We start from the raw sequence: 22,476 nt of genomic DNA, 5'->3' as shown, positions 1-22,476 counted from the left end.
GCCGGGGGGGCGGCCGAATTCACCCCCTAGTTTCGGTGGGCCCGGCAGCTCCGCGCGCCGCGGGCCCCACGTCCACTTCGCACGCCGTTTCCCTGGCGGCTTCGGCCACTTCGGCCACTTCGGCGCGGGGCACCGCGGGTGTTCCCGAGGCGCGTGAAGCCCGCCCGACTGCCGTGCCCACGGCGGCTGCGGGCGTCGTACGGGCATCCCGTCCGGGCGGCGTCCTGCCGATAACCAATGCCGCACTGTCGGACCCCTGTGCGATGCTCGGCGCTGTGGAGACCAGGTCCGTCAGCCCGGTGTTCGTCGGCCGGGCCGACGAATTGAAGGCACTGAACAACGCGCTCGCCCGTGCCGCCGCGGGCGAGCCGCAGGCGTTGCTGCTCGGCGGGGAGGCCGGCGTCGGCAAGACCCGGCTGATCGAGGAGTTCGCGCACGCGGCCTGCCGCGAGGGTGCCGTCGTCGCACTCGGCGGCTGCGTCGAGATCGGCGCCGACGGGCTCCCCTTCGCCCCGTTCTCCACCGCCCTGCGCGCCCTGCACCGCGAACTGCCCGCGGAGCTCGCCGCCGCGGCCGCCGGACAGGAGCACGAACTGGCCCGGCTGCTGCCCGAACTCGGCGAGGCCTCCCGGGGCCGGCGGCCCGACGAGGACGGCATGGCCCGTCTCTTCGAGCTCACCGCCCGTCTCCTGGAACGCATCGCGGCCGACCGCACGGTCGTCGTCGCCCTCGAGGACCTGCACTGGGCGGACGCCTCCACCCGCCATCTGCTCGCCTATCTCTTCCGCACCCTGCGCAGCGGCCGTCTCGTCGTCGTCGCCACCTACCGCGCCGACGACATCCACCGCCGCCACCCGCTGCGCCCCCTGCTCGCCGAACTCGACCGGCTCCGCACGGTCCGCCGCATCGAACTGGGCCGCTTCAACCGCACCGAGGTCGGCCGCCAGATAGCCGGAATCCTCGCCCACGAGCCCGACCCGGCCCGGGTCGACGAGATCTTCGAACGCTCCGACGGCAACGCCTTCTTCGTCGAGGAACTCGCCGTCGCGTCCGACGACGGCTGCTGCAGCGGTCTCACCGACTCGCTCCGCGATCTGCTCCTCGTCCGCGTCGAGGGGCTGCCCGAGGACGCCCAGCGGGTCGCCCGGATCGTCGCGGAGGGCGGCTCCACCGTCGAGTACGCGCTGCTCGCCGCCGTCGCCCGGCTCACCGAGGACGACCTCATCGAGGCCCTGCGAGCCGCCGTCGGCGCCAACATCCTGCTCGCCGCACCCCGCGGCGACGGCTACCGCTTCCGCCACTCCCTGGTCCGCGAGGCGGTCAGCGACGACCTGCTGCCCGGCGAGCGCTCCCGCCTCAACCGCCGGTACGCCGAGGCCCTGGAAGCCGACCCGGCCCTCGTACCGGCCGATGAGCGCGCCACCCGCCTGGCCACCTACTGGTACCACGCCCATGACGCCGCCAAGGCCCTGCCCGCCGTCCTCGACGCCTCCGTGGAGGCCCGCTGCCGGCACGCCTACTCCGAGCAACTGCGGCTTCTGGAACGGGCGATGGAGCTGTGGGACGTCGCCCCCGACGCCGTCCGCACCGCACTGCGCCCCGTCGACTACACCGAGGTGTATCCGCCCTGCGGCTGCGACCCGGCCACCACACCGCTGCGCTATCTCGACCTGATGGCCGAGGCCGCCGTCGCCGGCCGGCTGTGCGGGGAGCGCGAACGCGCCATGAAGATCACCAAGCGGGCGCTGCGGCTCCTGGCGGAAGAGGAAGACCCCCTGCGCGCGGCCTGGTTCTGGGTCCAGCGCTCCCGGCTCGTCCAGGCACAGGCCCGCGGCGACGGCTGGAAGGAGCTCGCCACCGCCCAGGAGCTGGTCCGGGGACTGCCGCCCTCCGAGGTGCACGCCGAGGTCCTCGCCATGGTCGCCGCCTGGTCCATGCTGCGCGAGCCCGGCCCCGAGGCGCTCTCCGACGCCCAGCGTGCCGTCGAGTACGCGCGCATGGTGGGCGCCGACGACATCGAACTGAACGCCCGGCTCACCCTCGGCGCGCTGATGGTGGACGCGGGGGACACCGAGCCGGGTCTGGCCGAGATGTTCGAGGCCAGGGACCGGGTGGTCGAACGGGGTGTGGCCGCCGTAGTGGGCCGCAGCCATGTGAACCTGCCGTCGGTCCTGGAGGGCGTCGGCCGCTCCAAGGAGGCGGCCGAGGTGCTGCGGGAGGGCATCGAACTCACCCAGAAGATGGGCCTGCTGGACTCCGAGGCCTGGGTGTGGACCAACCTCTCCGAGTCGCTCTACTCCCTGGGCCGCTGGGACGAGGCGACCGAGGCCGCGCTGAACGCGCACACCACCGGGCAGAGCGCCAAGCCCCGCGGCGGCGGCTCCACCCGCCTCGCCCACATCGCCCTCGCCCGTGGGGACCTGGCCGAGACCGCCCGCCGGCTCGCGGCCGCCCGCACGTACTTCGGCACCCATGACCCGGTGTCCCAGCACTCGCTGCCCCTGCTGCGCATCGCCATCGGTGTCGCCGCGGGGGAGGGCCGCCTCCTCGACGCCCGCACCGCGCTGCGCGAGGCGCTGGACAGCGGCTTCCCGCCCGGCACCCAGCGCTACGGCTGGCCGCTGCTCCTCGCGTCGGCCGCCGCGGAGGCCGACGCCCGCGGGCTGCCCGTCGCCGAACCGGGCCGCGCGGACACCGTCGAGCGCATCCGCACGGCCGCCAAGTCCCTGCCCACCGGCGCACCCGTCTGGCGCGCGTACGAGAAGTGGGTGCGCGCCGAACTGGGCCGCGCCGAAGGCGTGTCGACCCCGGGCGAATGGTGCGCTGTCGTGACCGCCGTCGAACCTCTGGAGCGCCCCTACGACCTCGGGCGGGTCCGGCTGCGCCTGGCCGAGTCCCTGCTCGTCTCCGGTGCGGACGACGACGCCCGGGCCCGCGCCACCGAACTGCTCCGGCTGGCCCGGGCGGCCGCCGACCACCTGGGCGCCCGGCCGCTCGGCGACGCCGTCGCCCTGCTCGCCCAGCGCGCCCGCCTCACCCTCGGCCACGCCTCCACGGCATCCGCCCCGGCCCCCGCCGACGCCGTCGAGTCGCTCGGCTTGACCAGCCGCGAGCGCGACGTCCTGCGGCTCGTCGCCGCCGGCCGCAGCAACCGCCAGATCGCCGAAACGCTCTTCATCTCGCCGAAGACAGCCAGCGTCCACGTCTCGAACATCCTCGCCAAGCTGGGCGTCTCCGGCCGGGGAGAGGCGGCGGCGCTGGCGCACCGGCTGCGGCTGTTCCCGCCGGAGACACCCGCTGCCCATGCGATGGGCTGAGGCTTACGCTGTCAGTGATCCCGGGCCGAGGGAGGCGCCGTGTTCAACATGTTCGAGGAGCTGTTCGCACCGGGACGCAAGCACACCAACGACGAGCGCAAGCGGCTCGAGCTGACGCGCGTCGACCTCAACGACGGGGACCCGGGCCGCGGGCCCATCGACCTGACCTCGGGCAAGGTCGTCGTACGACTGCCGACGCAGGAACAGGCAGCCGCCGCGGACGAGGACCCGTCCGCCGCAACGGAAAGTGGCGCTGCGGACGAGGACCCGGCCACCCCGGAAAGTGGCGCTGCGGACGAGGACCCGGCCACCCCGGAAAGTGGCGCTGCGGACGAGGACCCGTCCGCCGCAACGGAAAGTGGCGCTGCGGACGAGGACACGGCCTCCCAGGACTGTGACGCTGCGGACCAGGACGCGGCCGCCCCGGAAGCCGGTGCCGAGGACCGGGCGGACCAGCCCTGACGTCCTCGGCGCTCAGCGCCTACGTCACCTCCAGCTCCAGGATCCGGTCGTCCCCCTTCCCCGGGGATCCCCGGCCGTCCGTCTCGCTCGTCACCAGCCAGAGCTTGTTCCCGCCGGCGGAGACCACCGTGCGCAGCCGGCCGTACTCACCCTTGAGGAAGGACTGAGGGGCGGCCGAGGCCTTGGTGCCGTCCAGGGGGATGCGCCACAGGCGGGTGCCGCGCAGGCCCGCCATCCAGATCGAGCCCTCCGCGTAGGCGATGCCGCTCGGGGACGCCTCGTCGGTGTGCCACTGGGCCACCGGGTTCTTGAACTTGCCGCCGTCGCTCTTGCCCTCGGCGTCCGGCCAGCCGTCATTGTCGCCGGGGCCGATCACGTTCAGCTCGTCCCAGGTGTCCTGGCCGAACTCGGACGCCCACAGACGCTGCTTGTCGTCCCAGGCGAGGCCCTGGACGTTGCGATGGCCGTACGAGTAGACGACCGAGTCGCCGAAGGGGTTGCCGGGTGCCGGCTCGCCGTCCGGGGTCATCCGCAGGATCTTGCCGCCCAGTGACTTCTTGTCCTGGGCCAGACCCCGGTCACCCGTCTCGCCCGTGCCCGCGTACAGCATCTTGTCGGGGCCGAAGGCGATCCGGCCGCCGTTGTGGATGACGCCCTTGGGGATGCCCTTGAAGACCGTGTCCGGAGCGCCCAGTTGCTCGCCCGGCGGCTTCTGCTCCTCGTACAGCATGCGGGCGATGCGGTTGTCGGACGCCGTCGTGAAGTACGCGTAGATCATGTGGTCCGAGGCGTACGTGGGGGAGAGGGCGAGGCCCATCAGGCCGCCCTCGCCGGCGGGCGCCACCCCGGGCACCTCGCCCAGCTCGGTCTTCTTGCCGGTCTTCTCGTCGACCCGGGTGATCGTCCCCTCGTCGCGGGAGGAGACGAGGAGGCCGCCGTCGGGCAGCGGGGCCAGGCCCCAGGGGGACTTCAGGTCCTCGGTGACCGTGCGCACGACCTTCACCGAGCCCTTGGCGGGCGGGATGTCGTCTTGCTTCTGTCCGGAGGGCGACGAGCCCGGGCTCGTACCCCTCGATGATGCGCTCGTGGCGCCGGCCGGCTCTCCTCCGTCGCCGGAGGAGCAGCCGGCTGTCAGCATGAGCGCGGCCGTGGCCAAGACGGCCGTCACAGCTCGACGTTGCACGATCAAGGTCCCTTCGACGCGGCGGTCCTACTGTTCATACACCGCTCGCGCCTCACAGGTTCCCGATCACCGGCAGCCGATGCGCCGGAACTCCGTTCAGTGCCCGGACCCTGGCGCCGCCTCCCGGCCGTGGGACTCCGTTCAGTGCCCGGACCCTGGCGCCGCCTCCCGGCCGTGGGACTCCGTTCAGTCCCCGGACCCTGGCGCCGCCTCCTGGCCGTGGGACTCCGTTCAGTCCCCGGCCCCCCGCGTCGCCTGCGGCCATCGGACTCCGTTCAGTCCCCGGACCCGCGCCACCTCCGGCCGTCGGACTCCGTTCAGTCCCACGACCGCCGTGCCCCGGGCAGCCGTGCCGCCTCCGCCAGGTCCTCCGGCGTCAGCCGCAGGGCGGCGGCCGCCGCGTTCTCCGTGACCCATCGCTCCCGCTTGGCCCCCGGTATCGGCACCACGTGCGGGCCCTGCGCCAGCACCCACGCCAGGGCCACCTGCGCGGGTGTCACCTGGTCGCCGTGGCGCGCGGCGATACGGCGCAGCCCGGCCACGATCGGCTGGTTCGCGGCCATCATCTCGGCCGTGAAGCGGGGGTGGCGCGCGCGCAGGTCGTCCGGCTCGAAGCCCTCGCCGGGAGTGAGCGTCCCGGTCAGGTAGCCGTTGCCGAGCGGCATCGCGGCCAGGAAGCCCACCCCGCGCGCCGCGCACCACGGCAGCAGCGCGTCCAGGGCGTGCGGCGACCACACCGACAGCTCGGCCTCGACCGCGCTCACGGGGAAGACCTGCTGCACCCGCTCCAGCTGCCGGATGGTGCCGTCGTGCAGCCGCGCCCCCGGCCGGCGGGGCGTCCGCGCGCCCACCGCGCACAGTCCCAGCGCCCGCACCTTCCCCGCCGACACCAAGTCCGCCATCGCGCCCCAGGTCTCCTCCACCGGGACCTCCGGGTCCGCGCGATGCAGTTGATAGAGGTCGATCACCTCGGTCTGGAGCCGGCGCAGGGACGCGTCGCAGGCCCGCTTCACATAGCCGGGACGGCCGTTGGCCACGATGTGCTGCTCGCCGACCAGCAGGCCCACCTTGGTCGACACGAACGCCTGCGAGCGCCGCTCCTTCAGGGCCCGCCCCACCAGCAGCTCATTGGTGAAGGGCCCGTACATGTCCGCCGTGTCGAGCAGCGACGAGCCCATCTCGAGGGCCCGGTGCACGGTCCGCAGCGACTCGTCGCCCCGCTGCCGCGAACCGGTGTACGCCCAGCTCATCGGCATGCACCCCAGTCCGACGGCCCCCACATCGAGCGTCGCCGCACCGATCGTCCTGCGCTCCACCTGGCCGAACCCTCCCTCTCCTGGCGCCCCAACCTAACCAATGCGTCACCACGGCCTTCGCATAGCCTCCTGGCCATGACTTCCGATGTGTGGCTTCCGTTCGACGCAGACGACATCGAGGGCCTCCCGGAGGGCCTCAACTACCTCTTCTGGGACGGCGACCAGGACTTTCCCGCGGACCCGGCCGACTGTGCCTTCTACGTGGTGCCGTACATGAAAGGCCCCGACGTCGCCGTACGGCCGCTGCCCGGGATGACGTCCGTGCAAGCACTGCAGACCCTGTCCGCGGGCATCGACCACGTCGAGCCCGGTCTCAGGTACCTGCGCCCGGGGGTGCGCCTGTGCAATGCGCGCGGGGTGCACGAGGCGAGCACCGGCGAGCTCACCCTGGCTCTGATCCTCGCGTCGCTGCGCGGCATCCCCGACTTCGTACGCGGACAGGACAAGGAGGAGTGGCGGTCGGGGTTCCGTCCCGCGCTCGCCGACAAGTGCGTCCTCATCGTGGGCTACGGGTCGATCGGGTCCGCCATCGAGGACCGGCTCGCGCCGTTCGAGCTCGCGCGGGTGGCGCGCGTCGCGCGCTCCGCGCGCACCACGGAGCGCGGGCCCGTGCATCCGCTCACCGAACTGCCCGCCCTGCTGCCCGAAGCGGACGTCGTCATCCTGTCCACGCCCCTCACCGAGAGCACGCGCGGCCTGGTGAACGCCGACTTCCTCGGGCGCATGAAGGACGGCGCCCTCCTCGTGAACGTCTCCCGCGGTCCCGTCGTGGACACCAAGGCGCTCCTGGCCGAGCTGGACACGGGCCGGATCACCGCGGCCCTCGATGTCACCGACCCCGAACCGCTGCCCCCGGGGCACCCGTTGTGGCACGCGCCGGGTGCACTCATCAGCCCGCACGTCGGCGGTCCCACCTCCGCGTTCCGGCCGCGCGCCAAGCGGCTCCTGGTGGCGCAGTTGAACCGTTTCGCGCGCGGGGAGCCGCTGGACAACGTGGTGCTCACCACCGGCGCGTAAGCCCCGTCCCGTTCACTCCCCGTCCGCCTCGCGCACGCTCCGCAGCCCCCCGGACGCGGGCAGTTCGGGCATTCCCGCTGGTCGTTACGGAGCGTAGAGGAACTATGTCCCTGAGTGACGAGACTGGTGTATCGTCCCGACAGGGGCTGCGCCGTGCACCGTTCGGCGCCGGGGATGGACATCAGACTGCGAGGGGGGCGACGGGCGATGCACGGCCTATGGACGAACGATCCGACGCGGCGGGGCCGCCGACGGCGACCCTGGTGTGCGACGACGCGCAGACGCGGCCACAGCCACAGTCACAGTGGCCATCACCATCACCGCAGGCACAGTGGCCGCCGGAAGCACACACATCCGGCGCACCGGGACCAGCGGGACCCGGCAGCGGCACGGACCGGGTGGGCCCGGTGAGTTCCCCGCCCTCTCCCCCCACCGTCCTCAGCGGAGCGCTTCGGATGCAGCGGGTCCTGGGGGCGCTGCTGGCCCAACGACCGGGTCCGGGCGGCGGGGTGGGCCTGGGTTCCCAACTCGTACTGGCCCTGGTGTGCGCGGGATACGCCGTCGGTTCCGCGCTCGGCTGGGGCTCCGCGAGGGTCGCCCTCGTCATGGGCGACTTCGGGCTGAGCGCCGCCGCGGCCACCGCGGCGGTCTCCTGTTTCCTCTACGCCCGTAGCCGGCGTATTCGCTTTCGACCCGCGTGGCTGCTGTTCTCGCTGTCCTCCGCGATGGCGGCGCTGGGCAATCTGGTCTGGGGGTGGTACGAGGTCGTGCTCGGGATCCCCGTGCCCAGTCCCAGTTACGCGGACCTGTTCTTCCTGTGCTTCGCGCCACCCGCCATCGTGGGACTCCTCGTGCTCGCCAAGCGCCCGGTGACGAAGGCGGGTTGGGTCTGCCTGGCCCTGGACGCCTGGCTGATCGGCGGTTCGCTGCTCACGCTGTCGTGGAGCCTCGCGCTCGCCCAGGCGGCGAGGTTCGACGGACCGAGCGTCGCGCACACCGCGCTCTCGCTCGCGTACCCGCTGCTGGACATCGCCCTGGTCAGCATGGTGCTCGCGCTGCATTTCAGGCGCTCGGCGGTGAACCGTTCCGCGGTCAACACCGCGATCGGCGCGCTAGCCCTGACCGTGATGTGCGACGCCCTGTTCACCTCGCCCCTGCTGCACAACAACTACCGCTCGGGGCAGCTCCTCGACGCGGGCTGGTTCGCCGGATCCCTCCTGCTCGCCTACGCCCCCTGGGTCGGCGGCGGCGGGCACCCGGACGGCGAGGGGCACACGCGCGTGGTGCACGAGCACCTTCCCGGACAGCCGCCGCCCGGCCCGCGCCGGACCGGGCAGCCCGGCGGAACCCGGCCCCCGCAGGGGCACACGCCCCTGCCCGGGCCCGTGCAGGGAGGTGATCACAGCCGGTATCCGGCCACCCGGCCCATCACCGGCTCGCTGGCCGCGCTCACGCCCTATCTGGCCGCCGCCGTCTGCACGCTGGGGATCCTCTACAACGTGCTCAACGGCCACAGCGTCGACCGCGTGGTGCTGATCACCGGCGGCACCGTCGTGCTCGCCCTCGTCGTGCGCCAGGGCATCATGCTGCTCGACAACATCACCCTCACCCAGGAGCTGGCCCAGAAGGAGAACCACTTCCGCTCCCTGGTGCAGGGCTCCAGCGACGTCATCATGATCGCCGCGCCCAACGGCATCCTCCGGTACGTGAGTCCGGCCGCCGCCGGGGTCTACGGCCGGCCCGCCGAGGACCTCGTCGGCTCCGAACTGGCCTCGCTGATCCACCCGGAGGACCTCGGCTGCGTGGTGCACGAGGTGCGCCGGTTCCTGGCCGCCAGCCACACCGAGGAGCCCACCACCCGTATCGAGTGCCGCTTCAAGTCCGGCGACGGCGGCTGGCTCAACGTGGAGTCCACCGTCAACCGGCACCACGGCGGTCTCATCTTCAACAGCCGTGACGTGACCGAACGGGTGCGACTGCAGGCGCAGTTGCAGCACAACGCAGAGCACGACCCGCTCACCGACCTGCCCAACCGGGCGCTGTTCACCAAGCGGGTCCAGCAGGCGCTGTCCGGCCGCCGCTCCAGCGACCGCGGCACCGCCGTCCTCTTCATCGACCTCGACGGCTTCAAGGCCGTCAACGACACGATCGGGCACCAGGCCGGCGACGAGCTCCTCGTCCAGGCCGCGCGCAGACTCCAGGGCTCCGTGCGGCAGGGCGACACCGCCGCCCGGCTCGGCGGCGACGAGTTCGCGGCCCTCATCGTCGGCGACGGCACCCGTGACCGCACCGCGCGCGAGCGCCACATCACGGAGCTCGCCGACCGGCTCAGGGTCACCCTCTCGCAGCCGTACGCCATCGACGGCAACGATGTCCGCGTCGCCGCGTCCATCGGTGTCGCCTTCGCCGAACCGGGCCTCGGGGCAGGTGAATTGCAGCGCAACGCCGACCTCGCCATGTACCGCGCCAAGGGGGCGGGCAAGGGCCGCGTCGAGCTGTACGCGCCACAGATGCAGCAGGACGTCGTACGCAAGGCGGAGCTGGCGACACGGCTGCGTGCGGCGCTCCACGACGGCGAGTTCGCGCTGCTGCACCAGCCGGTGGTGTCACTGGAGAACGGCCGGATCGCATCGGTCAGCGCCCAGGCGCGCTGGCGCTCCTCCCAAGGGGTGCTCTTCACTCCCGCCGAGTTCCTGCGGGTGGCCGAGGACAACGACCGCACGGCGGAGCTGGGCCGCTGGATGCTGGAGCAGGCCGTCCAGCAGGCCGCCGAGCGCACCGCCACCGGTCTGTGCGTGCCCGTCAGCGTCCGGCTGAGCGGCCGTCGGCTGATCGACCGCTCGACGCCTCTCAGCTCCGTGGAGGCCCTGCTGACCAGGCACGGGCTCGCCTCGGGCGCTCTGATCATCGAGCTGTCCGACATCGACCCACGGGTCTCCCTGGACGAGCTGGAGCGCCGGCTGAACGCGCTGCGGCGGCTCGGTGTCCGCATCGCCCTGGACGGCTTCGGCAGCGGCTATGCGGCCATAACGGCGCTGCGCCGGCTTCCGATCGACGTACTGAAACTCGACCGGGGCCTGGTCGAGGGCGTCGTCGAGTCCGCGCGGCTGCACAAGATCACCAGCGGGCTGCTGCGGATCGCCTCCGACCTCGGGCTGCAGTCCGTGGCCGACGGGGTGGACCTCCCCGAGCAGGTCATCGCCCTGCGCGCGATGAGCTGCACACACGGCCAGGGCATGGCCTTCTCCGGACCACTCGACGAGTACCGGCTGCGCCGGGCGCTGTCTTCCGGCCACTTTCCGGTGCCGCACGGACCGGTCGAGCCCGCTTTCGCGGGTGGCGGCGCAGGGGTATACACGAGTGGTGTGCCCGCTGTTTATGGAGGCGGTACGGCCCTCCGCTCACATAATGAGACTCCCGTCCCACCCACTTGACAGTCATGGCGTGCCGGGGGGAGGGTCAATGCCATGCGCACCCGAATTCTCGTACTTGGAAAGCGCGTCGGCTGAAGCTGGGGCACACCGGAGGACGATCCGGAACACCCAGCGACCCGCACCCGGCGCGCTCCCCTCGCTTGCCTCACGGCACGAGGGGTTTTTTGTTGCACAGGTGCCTGTCGAGCAGCAACCGAACACCGTACAAACCTCGCAAAAACCCTCAGCATCGAGAAGAGAATGCCGATGACCGAGCAGGCCACCGGGGCCCACCATCCGCATCCGCGGCCCCGTTCCGGAGGACAGTCCGCTCCCGAGCACGTCACGGGTGCGAAGTCCCTCATCCGTTCTCTCGAGGAGGTCGGGGCCGACACGGTATTCGGCATTCCCGGCGGTGCGATTCTTCCGGCGTACGACCCGCTGATGGACTCGACGCGAGTGCGTCACGTGCTCGTCCGTCATGAGCAGGGCGCGGGGCACGCGGCCACCGGTTACGCGCAGGCCACCGGCAGGGTCGGCGTCTGCATGGCGACGTCAGGACCCGGCGCCACCAACCTGGTGACCCCGATCGCCGACGCGCACATGGACTCCGTGCCGCTGGTGGCGATCACCGGTCAGGTCGCCTCCAAGGCGATCGGCACCGACGCCTTCCAGGAGGCGGACATCGTCGGCATCACGATGCCGATCACCAAGCACAACTTCCTGGTGACCAAGGCCGAGGACATCCCGAAGACGATCGCGGAGGCCTTCCACATCGCCTCCACCGGCCGCCCCGGCCCGGTCCTGGTCGACATCGCCAAGGACGCCCTCCAGGCGCAGACCGTCTTCAGCTGGCCGCCCACCCAGGACCTGCCCGGCTACCGCCCGGTGACCAAGCCGCACGCCAAGCAGATCCGCGAGGCCGCCAGGCTGATCACCCAGGCCAAGCGGCCCGTCCTCTACGTCGGTGGCGGCGTCCTGAAGGCCAAGGCCACCGCCGAACTGAAGGTCCTCGCAGAACTCACCGGAGCGCCCGTCACCACCACCCTGATGGCGCTCGGCGCATTCCCCGACAGCCACAAGCTGCACGTGGGAATGCCGGGCATGCACGGTGCGGTCACCGCCGTCACCGCGCTGCAGAAGGCCGACCTGATCGTCGCCCTCGGAGCCCGCTTCGACGACCGCGTCACCGGCAAGCTGGACAGCTTCGCCCCGTTCGCCAAGATCGTCCACGCGGACATCGACCCGGCCGAGATCGGTAAGAACCGCGTCGCCGACGTGCCGATCGTCGGCGACGCCCGCGAGGTCATCGCCGACCTGGTCCAGGCCGTGCAGAAGGAGCACAGCGAGGGCCACCGGGGCGACTACACCGCCTGGTGGAAGGACCTGAACCGCTGGCGCGAGACGTACCCGCTCGGCTACGAGCAGCCCGACAACGGCTCGCTCTCCCCGCAGCAGGTCATCGAGCGCATCGGCCAGCTCGCCCCGGAGGGCACGATCTTCGCGGCGGGCGTCGGCCAGCACCAGATGTGGGCCGCGCACTACATCCAGTACGAGAAGCCCGCCACCTGGCTGAACTCCGGTGGCGCCGGGACGATGGGCTACGCGGTCCCGGCCGCGATGGGCGCCAAGGCCGGTCAGCCGGACCGGACGGTCTGGGCGGTGGACGGCGACGGCTGCTTCCAGATGACCAACCAGGAGCTCACCACCTGCGCCCTGAACAACATCCCGATCAAGGTCGCCATCATCAACAACGGCGCCCTCGGGATGGTCCGCCAGTGGCAGACCCTCTTCTACAACCAGCGGTACTCCAACACCGTGCTGCACTCGGGCCCCGGGGCGAGCGGCAAGGAACCCAGCGCCGGCACCCGCGTCCCCGACTTCGTGAAGCTGTCGGAGGCCATGGGCTGCTACGCGATCCGCTGCGAGTCCCCGGACGACCTCGACAAGGCGATCGAGGAGGCGAACTCCATCAACGACCGCCCGGTCGTGGTGGACTTCATCGTCCACGAGGACGCAATGGTGTGGCCGATGGTCGCCGCCGGTACCTCGAACGACGAAATCCTGGCCGCCCGGGACGTCCGCCCCGACTTCGGCGACAACGAAGACGACTGAGAGAGAGCCGAGTCAGACCCATGAGCAAGCACACCCTCTCCGTCCTCGTCGAGAACAAGCCCGGTGTCCTCGCCCGGATCACCGCCCTGTTCTCCCGGCGCGGCTTCAACATCGACTCGCTCGCCGTCGGTGTCACCGAGCACCCCGACATCTCCCGGATCACCATCGTGGTGAACGTGATCGAGGCACTGCCGCTCGAACAGGTGACCAAACAGCTCAACAAGCTCGTCAATGTGCTGAAGATCGTCGAGCTGGAGCCCGCCGCCGCCGTTCAGCGTGAACTCGTTCTGGTGAAGGTGCGCGCCGACAACGAGACGCGCTCCCAGATCGTCGAGATCGTCCAGCTCTTCCGCGCCAAGACCGTGGACGTCTCCCCGGAGGCCGTCACGATCGAGGCGACCGGAGGCAGCGACAAGCTGGAGGCCATGCTCAAGATGCTGGAGCCGTTCGGTATCAAGGAGCTCGTCCAGTCCGGCACGATCGCGGTCGGCCGCGGCGCGCGGTCGATCACCGACCGTTCGCTGCGCGCGCTCGACCGGTCCGCGTAAGCCCTCGACCGGTGCGCGGCCGGCCATGGGCCGGCCGGCACCAGTCGGAACGGTCCTGAGCCGGGCGGCGGACGATCGCCCGCCGCCCGGATACCGAGACCCGAGAACGTCCCTTCCCCCGCCCGCCGTACGGTGGGACGCAACACCTGCACACCAAGGAGATATCCCAGTGGCCGAGCTGTTCTACGACGCTGACGCCGACCTGTCCATCATCCAGGGCCGCAAGGTCGCGGTCATCGGCTACGGCAGCCAGGGCCACGCCCACGCGCTGTCGCTGCGCGACTCCGGCGTCGACGTCCGCGTCGGTCTGCACGAGGGCTCCAAGTCCAAGGCGAAGGCCGAGGAGCAGGGCCTGCGCGTGGTGAGCCCGTCCGAGGCCGCCGCCGAGGCCGACGTCATCATGATCCTGGTGCCGGACCCGATCCAGGCCCAGGTCTACGAGGAGTCCATCAAGGACAACCTCAAGGACGGTGACGCGCTGTTCTTCGGTCACGGCCTGAACATCCGCTTCGACTTCATCAAGCCGCCGGCCGGTATCGACGTCTGCATGGTCGCCCCGAAGGGCCCGGGTCACCTGGTGCGCCGCCAGTACGAGGAGGGCCGTGGTGTGCCGTGCATCGCGGCGGTCGAGCAGGACGCGACCGGCAGCGCGTTCCCGCTGGCGCTGTCGTACGCGAAGGGCATCGGCGGCACGCGGGCCGGTGTCATCAAGACGACGTTCACCGAGGAGACCGAGACCGACCTGTTCGGTGAGCAGGCCGTTCTCTGTGGTGGTACGGCGGCGTTGGTCAAGGCGGGTTTCGAGACGCTGACCGAGGCGGGCTACCAGCCGGAGATCGCGTACTTCGAGTGCCTCCACGAGCTGAAGCTGATCGTCGACCTGATGTACGAGGGCGGCCTGGAGAAGATGCGCTGGTCCGTCTCCGAGACCGCGGAGTGGGGCGACTACGTCACCGGCCCGCGGATCATCACCGACGCCACCAAGGCGGAGATGAAGAAGGTCCTCGCGGAGATCCAGGACGGGACGTTCGCCCGTGAGTGGATGGCCGAGTACCACGGCGGTCTGAAGAAGTACAACGAGTACAAGACCCAGGACGAGCAGTCCCTCCTGGAGACCACCGGCAAGGAGCTCCGCAAGCTCATGTCGTGGGTCGACAACGAAGAGGCGTAAGCCGTACGCCCAGGGGCCGGAGCAAGCCGCTTCGGCCCCCTGGGCTGACCCGGGGTAACGGTGTTGTCCATTGAGGCCAGCCACGTCCGGGTGATCCTTCCGCAGAGGCGTAAGACGACCTCCGCGGCGCCACTACACTGCCGTACTACATACGCGTCGGGCCCACAGCGTCGTGCGTCTTCCACGCGGCTACCCTCCACCGCCTGCGGCCGTCGGGACGGCCGTCCGCAATGGACTTGTGAGGACTCACGTGAGCTCGAAACCTGTCGTACTCATCGCTGAAGAGCTGTCGCCCGCCACTGTCGACGCCCTGGGCCCCGACTTCGAGATCCGGCACTGCAACGGCGCGGACCGCGCCGAGCTGCTGCCCGCGATCGCCGACGTCGACGCGATCCTGATCCGCTCGGCCACCAAGGTCGACGCCGAGGCCGTCGCGGCCGCGAAGAAGCTGAAGGTCGTCGCACGAGCCGGCGTCGGCCTGGACAACGTGGACGTCTCCGCCGCCACCAAGGCCGGCGTCATGGTCGTCAACGCCCCCACGTCGAACATCGTGACCGCGGCCGAGCTGGCCTGCGGTCTGCTGCTCGCCACCGCGCGCCACATCCCGCAGGCCAACACCGCGCTGAAGAACGGCGAGTGGAAGCGCAGCAAGTACACGGGTGTCGAGCTGGCCGAGAAGACCCTCGGTGTGGTCGGCCTCGGCCGTATCGGCGCGCTGGTCGCTCAGCGCATGTCGGCGTTCGGCATGAAGGTCGTCGCCTACGACCCCTACGTCCAGCCTGCCCGGGCCGCGCAGATGGGTGTGAAGGTCCTGACGCTGGACGAGCTGCTGGAAGTCTCCGACTTCATCACGGTGCACCTGCCCAAGACCCCCGAGACCCTCGGTCTCATCGGGGACGAGGCGCTGCACAAGGTCAAGCCGTCGGTGCGGATCGTCAACGCCGCGCGTGGCGGGATCGTCGACGAGGTCGCGCTGTACTCGGCGCTCAAGGAGGGCCGCGTCGCCGGCGCCGGCCTCGACGTGTACTCGAAGGAGCCCTGCACGGACTCCCCGCTCTTCGAGCTCGACCAGGTCGTCTGCACCCCGCACCTCGGCGCCTCCACGGACGAGGCCCAGGAGAAGGCCGGTATCGCCGTCGCCCGCTCGGTGCGCCTCGCGCTCGCCGGCGAGCTGGTCCCCGACGCGGTGAACGTCCAGGGCGGCGTCATCGCCGAGGACGTCAAGCCCGGCCTGCCGCTCGCCGAGCGCCTCGGCCGCATCTTCACCGCCCTCGCGGGCGAGGTCGCGGTCCGTCTCGACGTCGAGGTGTACGGCGAGATCACCCAGCACGACGTCAAGGTGCTCGAACTCTCCGCGCTCAAGGGCGTGTTCGAGGACGTCGTCGACGAGACGGTGTCGTACGTCAACGCCCCCCTGTTCGCGCAGGAGCGAGGTGTCGAGGTGCGGCTGACGACCAGCTCCGAGTCGCCCGACCACCGCAACGTCGTCACCGTGCGCGGCACGCTGAGCGACGGCCAGGAGGTCTCGGTCTCCGGCACGCTCGCCGGCCCCAAGCACCTGCAGAAGATCGTCGCCGTCGGTGAGTACGACGTGGACCTCGCGCTCGCCGACCACATGGTGGTGCTGCGCTACGAGGACCGTCCCGGTGTCGTCGGCACCGTCGGCCGGATCTTCGGCGAGGCGGGCATCAACATCGCGGGCATGCAGGTCGCCCGTGCGGCCGTCGGCGGCGAGGCCCTCGCGGTGCTCACCGTCGACGACACGGTCCCGCAGGCCGTCCTCACCGAGGTCGCCGACGAGATCGGCGCCACGTCGGCGCGGTCGGTCAACCTCGTCTGAGGTTCGCCCTACGGCTGGTCCAGGGCCGGGTCACCTTCGGGTGGTCCGGCCCTTCGCCGTGTGGTGGGCGGGCTTACGGGGACGCCTTTGTGGCGAGCGCGCTTACGGAGAAGGGGCCGACTCCGGCTCGATCAGGCCCTGTCGGTAGGCGATGGCCACGGCCTCCGTGCGGCCTGCGGCACCCAGCTTGGCGAGGATGTTGGAGACGTGGACGCTGGCCGTCTTGCCGCTGATGAACAGCTCCTCGCCGATCTGGCGGTTGGTGCGGCCGCGGGCGAGGAGACGCAGCACATCGTTCTCCCTGGAGGTCAGGGACGCTGTGTCGTGCGCGGACGCGGGGGCCGGGGCGAGGCGGCCCCGCCGGATGAGCGTCTCCACGTCCTCGCGCAGGGGTACGGCGCCGAGGCGGGCGGCCGTGTCGTGGGCCGCGCGGGCCTGTTCGGCGGCGTCCTCGCGCCGGTCCGCCGTCAGCAGCGCCTCCGCGAGCCGGCGTCGGCAGCGGGCCAGCTCGTACGGATCGCCGTACGCGAACGCGGCGACCGCCTTCTCCCAGGCCCCGACGTCCGGGCCGGAGCGCGCGCGGGCCCACTCGGCCTCGGCGCGGGCGAGCCACGCGAGACCCTCGGGACCCTGCTGGGAACCGTCCTCGCCCTTCGTCGCCGTGACGCGGGCCAGCTCGACCAGCTCCGTCGCCGTCTCCGTCCAGTGGCGGGTGCCTGCTGTGTCTCCGGCCCGGCGCAGCTCCTCGGCCCGGTCCGCGACCGCCGCCAGGGCGAGCGCGGCCAGGCGCACTCCGACATCGGGGTGGTTGATGCCCGCCTCGTCGGTCAGGGTCGCGACCGTCGAACGCACCCGTGCGACGGCCGCTTCGGCATCGCCCCGGAGCGCGTCGGCGTCGGTCAGCACGATGGACGCGACGAGCGTGGCCATCCAGTCGAAGGGGCCGGCGATGAGGGCCCGGGCCCGGTCGGCGGCCCCCTGGTCGCCGCGCGCCTGTGCGACGTACAGCGCGGGACCGGTCGCGAAGCCGGCGGCCGCGGGCAGCTGATCGGCGTCGCGGGCGGCCGCCCGGGCGCACTCGTCCCAGCGGCCCAGGGTGTAGAGGACCAGGGTCTGGAGGTAGCGCAGCTCCAGCGCGTACGGCGAGGCGAGGGCGCGGGCGCGGCCCGCACGGTCGAGTCCGTCGGAGAGCCAGGTCAGGCACTCGTCCAGCTCACCGGATTCGTAACACCCGATGGCGAGGTTGAAGAGCGCGCGCATCTCGATGGAGGCGTTGCCCGCGCTCCGGGCCAGCTCGCGGGCCTCGCGCAGCCGGGTGCGGCCTTCCGCGGCCCGTCGGTTGCGGCCCTCCAGACCGACCAGGGAGATGATCAAGTCGGCCTGGGCGTCATGGAGTTGCAGCTCCTCGGCGACGACCAGAGCCTGGCGGGCGACGCGCTGGGCGTCCTGATCGTGGCCCATGTACCGCGCCGCCATGACGTGGGTGGCGGCGGCCCACACCCATGTACGCGACGGCGGTTCGGCGGGGATCATGGCGAGCGCCTCGCTGCTGTAGGTGAACGCCGCCTTCAGGCTGTCGACGCGCATCAGGTTGCCCGCGAGGGTGTAGCGGACGCGGGCGGCCAGCTCGGAGTCCGCGTCCGAGCCCGCCCGGGCGAGTGCCGCCCGGGTCAGGGAGACCGCTCGGTGGGACTCGCCGGCGTGCGCGGCCGCGCCGGAGGCACGCAGGGTGAGCGTCACCGTGTCCAGGCCCTCCTGGGGCCGCTCCTCGGGCGCGACCGCGGGCCACAGGTCGAGGGCGGCCTCCAGGTGCCGCAACTCCTCGGCGGGGGCGCCGACCCGGGCCGCGTGGTCGGCCGCTTCGAGCGAGGCCGTGAGCGCGTCGGCCAGGTCGTGGCTCTCCCGGGAGTGGTGCGCGCGCTCCGCGCTCTCGGCCGGCCGGCCGCGACCGGCGAGCAGCCCGGCGAAGGAACGGTGCAGCCGGACCCGCTCACCGGGCAGCAGATCGGCGTAGACGGCCTCACGGGTGAGGGCGTGCCGGAAGGTGTACGTGCCGCCCTCGGCGGGGACGAGGAGCTGTCTGCCGACGGCCTCGCGCAGTGCCGACTCCAGCTCGTCCTCCGGCAGTTGGACGGCGTCGCGCAGCAACTCGTGCTCGACGCGGCGGCCGGCCACCGCGGCGGTCCGCAGCACCTGCTGGGCGGTGGCGGACAACTGCTCGAAGCGGATCAGGAGCACGTCGGCCAGACCGCTGGGCACGGCACTGCCCTCGAGGCCGGGCTCACCCGGTACGGCGTCGGCGGTGGCGGCGAGCAGCTCCTCCGCGTAGAACGCGTTGCCCTCGGCGCGCTCGACGATACGGCGGACCGTGGTGTCGGGCACGGGGTCGGTGTGGAGGGCGCGCACCAGGCGCGCCACCTCCGCGTCGGCCATCGGGCGCAGCTCCAGGCGGTCGACGGCGGGCAGCCGGACCAGCTCGGCGAGCAGCGGGCGTAGCGGGTGACGGCGGTGGAGATCGTCCGCCCGATACGAGGCGAAGATCGCCAGGCGGGGTGGGCCGCCTCTTCGGGCGGGGGCGCCGGCCGCCGTGGGCGTCCCGCTCGCGCGGGCCGGACCGAGCGCCTGGGAGGACTGCAACACCCCGCGGCTGAGCAGGAAACGCAGCAGATCACGGGAGGACTGGTCCGCCCAGTGCAGGTCCTCCAGGACCAGCAGCAGGGGGGTGACCTCGGCTGCGTCGGCCAGCAGACCGGCCATCCCCTCGAACAGGCGCAGCCGGCCGCCCGCGTCCGAGCCGCCGTCCGCTCCGCTGCCGAGCAGCCGGTCGACCGCGGGGTGCGCGGAGAGGGCGGCTGCGAACCGCTCGTCCGCGGCGAGCAGGCCGAGGATCTCGGTGAACGGCAGATACGGCAGGCCGACGTCGCCGAGGTCGACGCAGTGGCCGGTGAGGACGGTCATGCCGGTGTCCGTGGCGTGCGCGGCGGCTTCCGCCAGGGTGCGGGTCTTGCCGACGCCGGCGTCTCCCGCGACCAGGACGGCGCGGGGGTCGCCCTGGTGGGCGCGGGTCAGCACGCCGGTCAGCCGGGCCAGTTCGTCTGCCCGGCCGATGAACGGCGTACCGAAGGTCTGTGACACGGGACCCATCCTGGCATGCGGAGCTGACACGGCACCCCTGCGTTTTGGGGTGCCCACCTGGGGGCCTCGGTGTGCCCACCTGGGGGCTCCGCCCCCAGCCCCCCGATCGGCCTGGACGGCCTCGTCCTCAAGTGCCGGACGGGCTGAGACGTTCTCGGCCGGGGCTGGAAGGTTCTGGTCGGCCCGGGCGTCGTCGGATCGGCCTGGACGGCCTCGTCCTCAAGCGCCGGACGGGCTGAGACGTTCTCGGCCGGGGCTGAAATCCTCGTGGCCGGGCTGGAGTGTCCAGCCCGGTCGAGGTTCCCGCAGGGCGGCGCGGGGCTCGTCACACGAGGGCCTCGGCCGGCTCGGGGGCCGTGGGCTCGGACTCGGGCTCCCGTACGTGCACCTTCCGCAGGGTTGCCGTCGCGAGGCCTGCCGCGGCGAGCAGGAGGATCGCGCCCGCGATCGCCGCCGCGTTCATTCCGCTGGTGAAGGCGTCCCGGGCGGCCGTGGCGAGGGCGTCGCCGGTGCGGTCCGGCAGCTGACCGGCCACGGCCAGTGCGCCGCCCAGGGTCTCGTGGGCCGCGGCCGGTACGCCCGAGGGGATCTCGTGGTGGTAGACGGCCGTGCCGATGGAACCGAGGACGGCCATGCCCAGCGCGCCGCCGAACTCCGCGCCCGTCTCCAGCAGGGCGGAGGCCGAACCCGCGTTGCCGATCGGGACCGTGCCCAGGGCCAGGTCCATCATCTGGGACATCACGCTGACGATTCCGGCGGCGAGGACACCCGCGCCGGCGAGGACCAGCCACAGCGAGTCCGTACCGGCGAGGGCGAGCAGCCCGTAGCCGCAGGCGGCGACGACGAAGCCGCCGGTGACCACGTGGGCGCGGTGCACGCCCTTCTGCACCAGCTGCGCGGCGACCGGGGCCGCGACGCCGACCAGGACCGTCGGCAGCAGCCCCCACAACGCGGCCTTCATCGAGCTCATGCCGAGCACGGACTGGAGGTACTGGGTGGTGAAGTACGCCGAACCCATCATCGCGAACGAGGAGATGAGGTTGAGGACGACGGCCGGCGCGAAGCCGCGGCCGCGGAAGAGGGCGGGGGAGATCAGCGGGGACTCGGCGGTGCGCTGCCGGTGGACGAAGAGGGCGGCGAAGAGCAGGCCGACGTTGATCGAGACGACGTACACCGGCTTCCAGCCCTCGGACGGGATCTCCTTGACGCCGTAGATCACGGGCAGTACGGCGGCCATCGACAGCGGCACGCTCAGGAAGTCGAAGCGGCCGGGCTCGGGGTTCCTGGACTCGGGGAGCAGGATCGGGCCGAGGACCAGCAGCAGCACCATCGCGGGCAGGTTGACCAGGAAGACCGAGCCCCACCAGAAGTACTCGACGAGGACACCGCTCATCACCGAGCCGAGCGCGATGCCGCCGGTCATCACGCCGGACCACAGGCCGATCGCCTTCACCCGCTGGCCGGGGTCCGTGAACATCGTGCGGATGATCGCCATCGTCGACGGCATCAGGGTCGCGCCGCCGATGCCGAGGAGGGCGCGGGCCGCGATCAGGGTCTCCGGGCTGTTCGCGTACGCGGCGAGGACCGAGGCGGTCCCGAAGGCGGCGGCGCCGAACAGGAGCAGCTTGCGGCGGCCGATGCGGTCACCGAGCGAGCCCATCGTCATCAGCAGACCGGCGAGCACGAAGGCGTAGATGTCGAAGATCCACAGCTGCTGGGTGCCGCTCGGCTCCAGGTCCGCGCTGATCGAGGGGATCGCGAAGTAGAGGACGGAGACGTCCATCGAGACCAGGAGCAGCGGAAGCATCAGGACGCCGAGGGCGGTCCATTCGCGCCGTCCGGCGCGGGCGCCCGGTGCGGGGGAAGTGCTCGTCGAGTTCGTCATGACAGGGACTGTACGAGCGTCTTAAACGCTTGTCTAGAACGCTTGTCTAATACATCCGTCTGGGACGTTCGTATGGATCGGAGGTACGCTGGCCCGCATGGGACACCGTGAGGATCTGCTCGAAGGCGCCAAGCGCTGCCTGCTGGAGAAGGGGTTCGTGCGCACGACGGCGCGCGACATCGTGAAGGAGTCGGGGACGAACCTCGCGTCCATCGGCTACCACTACGGATCGAAGGACAAGCTCGTCGCGGAGGCGTACGTCTCCCTGGTGGAGGGCCTGTCCGACGCCTTCGACCCCGGCGAGGGCGTCAGCAGCGGTGCCGCGCCGGGCTCCCTCGAACGGTTTCAGGAGGTCTGGTCGAACATCATCAGCACCATGCGTGAGCCCCACTCGATGTGGCGGCTGAGCATGGAGATCGTCGCCATGGGTGACCAACTGCCGGAAGTCCGCGACCACTTGGCGCGTGCCCAGCGTGAGGGGTCACGGGGGCTCGTCCCGCTGTTCATGGGCGGCCGGGAGGAGGACGTCACCGAGGAGGAGGTCGACACGGTCGGGCAGTTCTATACGACCCTGATGATGGGGCTCATCGCGCAGTGGACCTTCGACCCCGAGTCCGCCACCGATGCCGAGCGGCTCACCACGGGGCTGCGCCGCGTCATCGAGGCGTCGGCGAAGTCCGCGGACTGAGCGGGGACTTGGGGCGCGTCAAGGAACGTGCCTCCTGTTCAGCCATGACCGAGTGGTCAGCCGATGACCGAGTAGTCAGCCGATGACCGCGTCGAGGTCCGACCAGGCGGCGTCGGTCAGGCCGGTGGCGGCCCAGTGGGCGGCGGAAGTGACCTCGGCGGCGGAGCGAAAGCCCGCCACGACGCCGGCGACGACCGGGTCGCGGAGCGGGAAGCGGACGGCGGCGTGCGGCAGGACGGTGCCGTGCGGCGCGCAGACGTCGGCGAGGTGCCGGGCGCGGCGCAGTACCGCGTCGGGGGCGGGGCCGTAGTCGAAGGTGGCGCTGTCGGGTGGGCGGGGCCTGCTGAGCAGACCGGAGTTGAACGGCGCCGCGGCGACCACCGAGA

General features: G+C 71.8%; 14 protein-coding genes. 9 read left to right on the top strand and 5 right to left on the bottom strand.

The genetic code is table 11. From position 1 onward, the window contains the following. The first annotated feature begins 263 nt into the window (after positions 1–263). Positions 264–3,317 carry an AAA family ATPase gene (locus ACFVYF_RS35150; protein ID WP_389462043.1) on the top strand — a complete coding sequence of 1,018 codons (3,054 nt, stop codon included), beginning with the start codon at positions 264–266 and terminating at the stop codon, positions 3,315–3,317. A 48-nt stretch (positions 3,318–3,365) separates the two neighbouring features. Beyond that, positions 3,366–3,779 carry a DUF6191 domain-containing protein gene (locus tag ACFVYF_RS35145; protein WP_389462172.1) on the top strand — a complete coding sequence of 138 codons (414 nt, stop codon included), beginning with the start codon at positions 3,366–3,368 and terminating at the stop codon, positions 3,777–3,779. Between the two features lie 19 nt (positions 3,780–3,798). On the opposite strand, the gene ACFVYF_RS35140 is transcribed toward ACFVYF_RS35145, so the two are convergent. Together ACFVYF_RS35140 and ACFVYF_RS35135 are read right to left on the bottom strand one after the other, a co-directional pair. Then, positions 3,799–4,947 carry a PQQ-dependent sugar dehydrogenase gene (locus tag ACFVYF_RS35140; RefSeq protein ID WP_389462041.1) on the bottom strand — a complete coding sequence of 383 codons (1,149 nt, stop codon included), beginning with the start codon at positions 4,945–4,947 and terminating at the stop codon, positions 3,799–3,801. Positions 4,948–5,279: 332 nt separating this feature from the next. Next, a complete protein-coding gene (locus ACFVYF_RS35135; RefSeq protein WP_389462039.1) occupies positions 5,280–6,278 on the bottom strand; it encodes an aldo/keto reductase in 999 nt (332 codons plus the stop codon). A gap of 75 nt (positions 6,279–6,353) precedes the next feature. Here ACFVYF_RS35135 and ACFVYF_RS35130 point away from each other — a divergent pair, with 75 nt between their 5' ends. The 6 genes from ACFVYF_RS35130 (at position 6,354) to serA (ending at position 16,382) form a co-directional block, all read left to right on the top strand. Then, the gene (locus ACFVYF_RS35130; RefSeq protein ID WP_389462038.1) at positions 6,354–7,295 is read left to right on the top strand and encodes a 2-hydroxyacid dehydrogenase; all 942 of its coding nucleotides are present in this window, start codon (positions 6,354–6,356) and stop codon (positions 7,293–7,295) included. A 407-nt stretch (positions 7,296–7,702) separates the two neighbouring features. Continuing rightward, on the top strand, positions 7,703–10,729 hold the full coding sequence (locus ACFVYF_RS35125; protein WP_389462036.1) for a putative bifunctional diguanylate cyclase/phosphodiesterase: 3,027 nt from the start codon (positions 7,703–7,705) through the stop codon (positions 10,727–10,729). A 240-nt stretch (positions 10,730–10,969) separates the two neighbouring features. Next, positions 10,970–12,823 carry an acetolactate synthase large subunit gene (locus ACFVYF_RS35120; RefSeq protein WP_389462034.1) on the top strand — a complete coding sequence of 618 codons (1,854 nt, stop codon included), beginning with the start codon at positions 10,970–10,972 and terminating at the stop codon, positions 12,821–12,823. 20 nt (positions 12,824–12,843) lie between these two features. Next, a complete protein-coding gene (ilvN, locus tag ACFVYF_RS35115; RefSeq protein ID WP_389462032.1) occupies positions 12,844–13,371 on the top strand; it encodes an acetolactate synthase small subunit in 528 nt (175 codons plus the stop codon). Positions 13,372–13,540: 169 nt separating this feature from the next. Continuing rightward, on the top strand, positions 13,541–14,542 hold the full coding sequence (ilvC, locus tag ACFVYF_RS35110; RefSeq protein WP_389462030.1) for a ketol-acid reductoisomerase: 1,002 nt from the start codon (positions 13,541–13,543) through the stop codon (positions 14,540–14,542). A gap of 250 nt (positions 14,543–14,792) precedes the next feature. Then, positions 14,793–16,382: a phosphoglycerate dehydrogenase gene (gene serA, locus ACFVYF_RS35105; RefSeq protein ID WP_389462028.1), complete on the top strand. Its 1,590-nt coding sequence runs from the start codon at positions 14,793–14,795 to the stop codon at positions 16,380–16,382. A 102-nt stretch (positions 16,383–16,484) separates the two neighbouring features. Here serA and ACFVYF_RS35100 read toward each other — a convergent pair whose 3' ends face one another. After that, positions 16,485–19,526: an AAA family ATPase gene (locus ACFVYF_RS35100; protein ID WP_389462026.1), complete on the bottom strand. Its 3,042-nt coding sequence runs from the start codon at positions 19,524–19,526 to the stop codon at positions 16,485–16,487. A gap of 316 nt (positions 19,527–19,842) precedes the next feature. After that, complete coding sequence (locus ACFVYF_RS35095) at positions 19,843–21,402, bottom strand: MFS transporter (protein WP_389462024.1); 1,560 nt, start codon at positions 21,400–21,402, stop codon at positions 19,843–19,845. A 97-nt stretch (positions 21,403–21,499) separates the two neighbouring features. Between ACFVYF_RS35095 and ACFVYF_RS35090 the strand changes: the two genes are divergently transcribed. Further along, the gene (locus ACFVYF_RS35090; protein WP_389462023.1) at positions 21,500–22,090 is read left to right on the top strand and encodes a TetR/AcrR family transcriptional regulator; all 591 of its coding nucleotides are present in this window, start codon (positions 21,500–21,502) and stop codon (positions 22,088–22,090) included. 75 nt (positions 22,091–22,165) lie between these two features. Here the strand turns inward: ACFVYF_RS35090 and ACFVYF_RS35085 are convergent. Next, positions 22,166–22,476, bottom strand: a 311-nt coding sequence (locus ACFVYF_RS35085) for an aldo/keto reductase (RefSeq protein WP_389462021.1), incomplete at its 5' end; no start/stop codon positions are given.

It is taken from the genome of Streptomyces sp. NPDC058274, assembly GCF_042881375.1.
Taxonomy (GTDB): domain Bacteria; phylum Actinomycetota; class Actinomycetes; order Streptomycetales; family Streptomycetaceae; genus Streptomyces.
The sequence above is the reverse complement of the archived record's forward strand: the minus strand, read 5'-3'. Positions and strand labels throughout refer to the sequence as shown.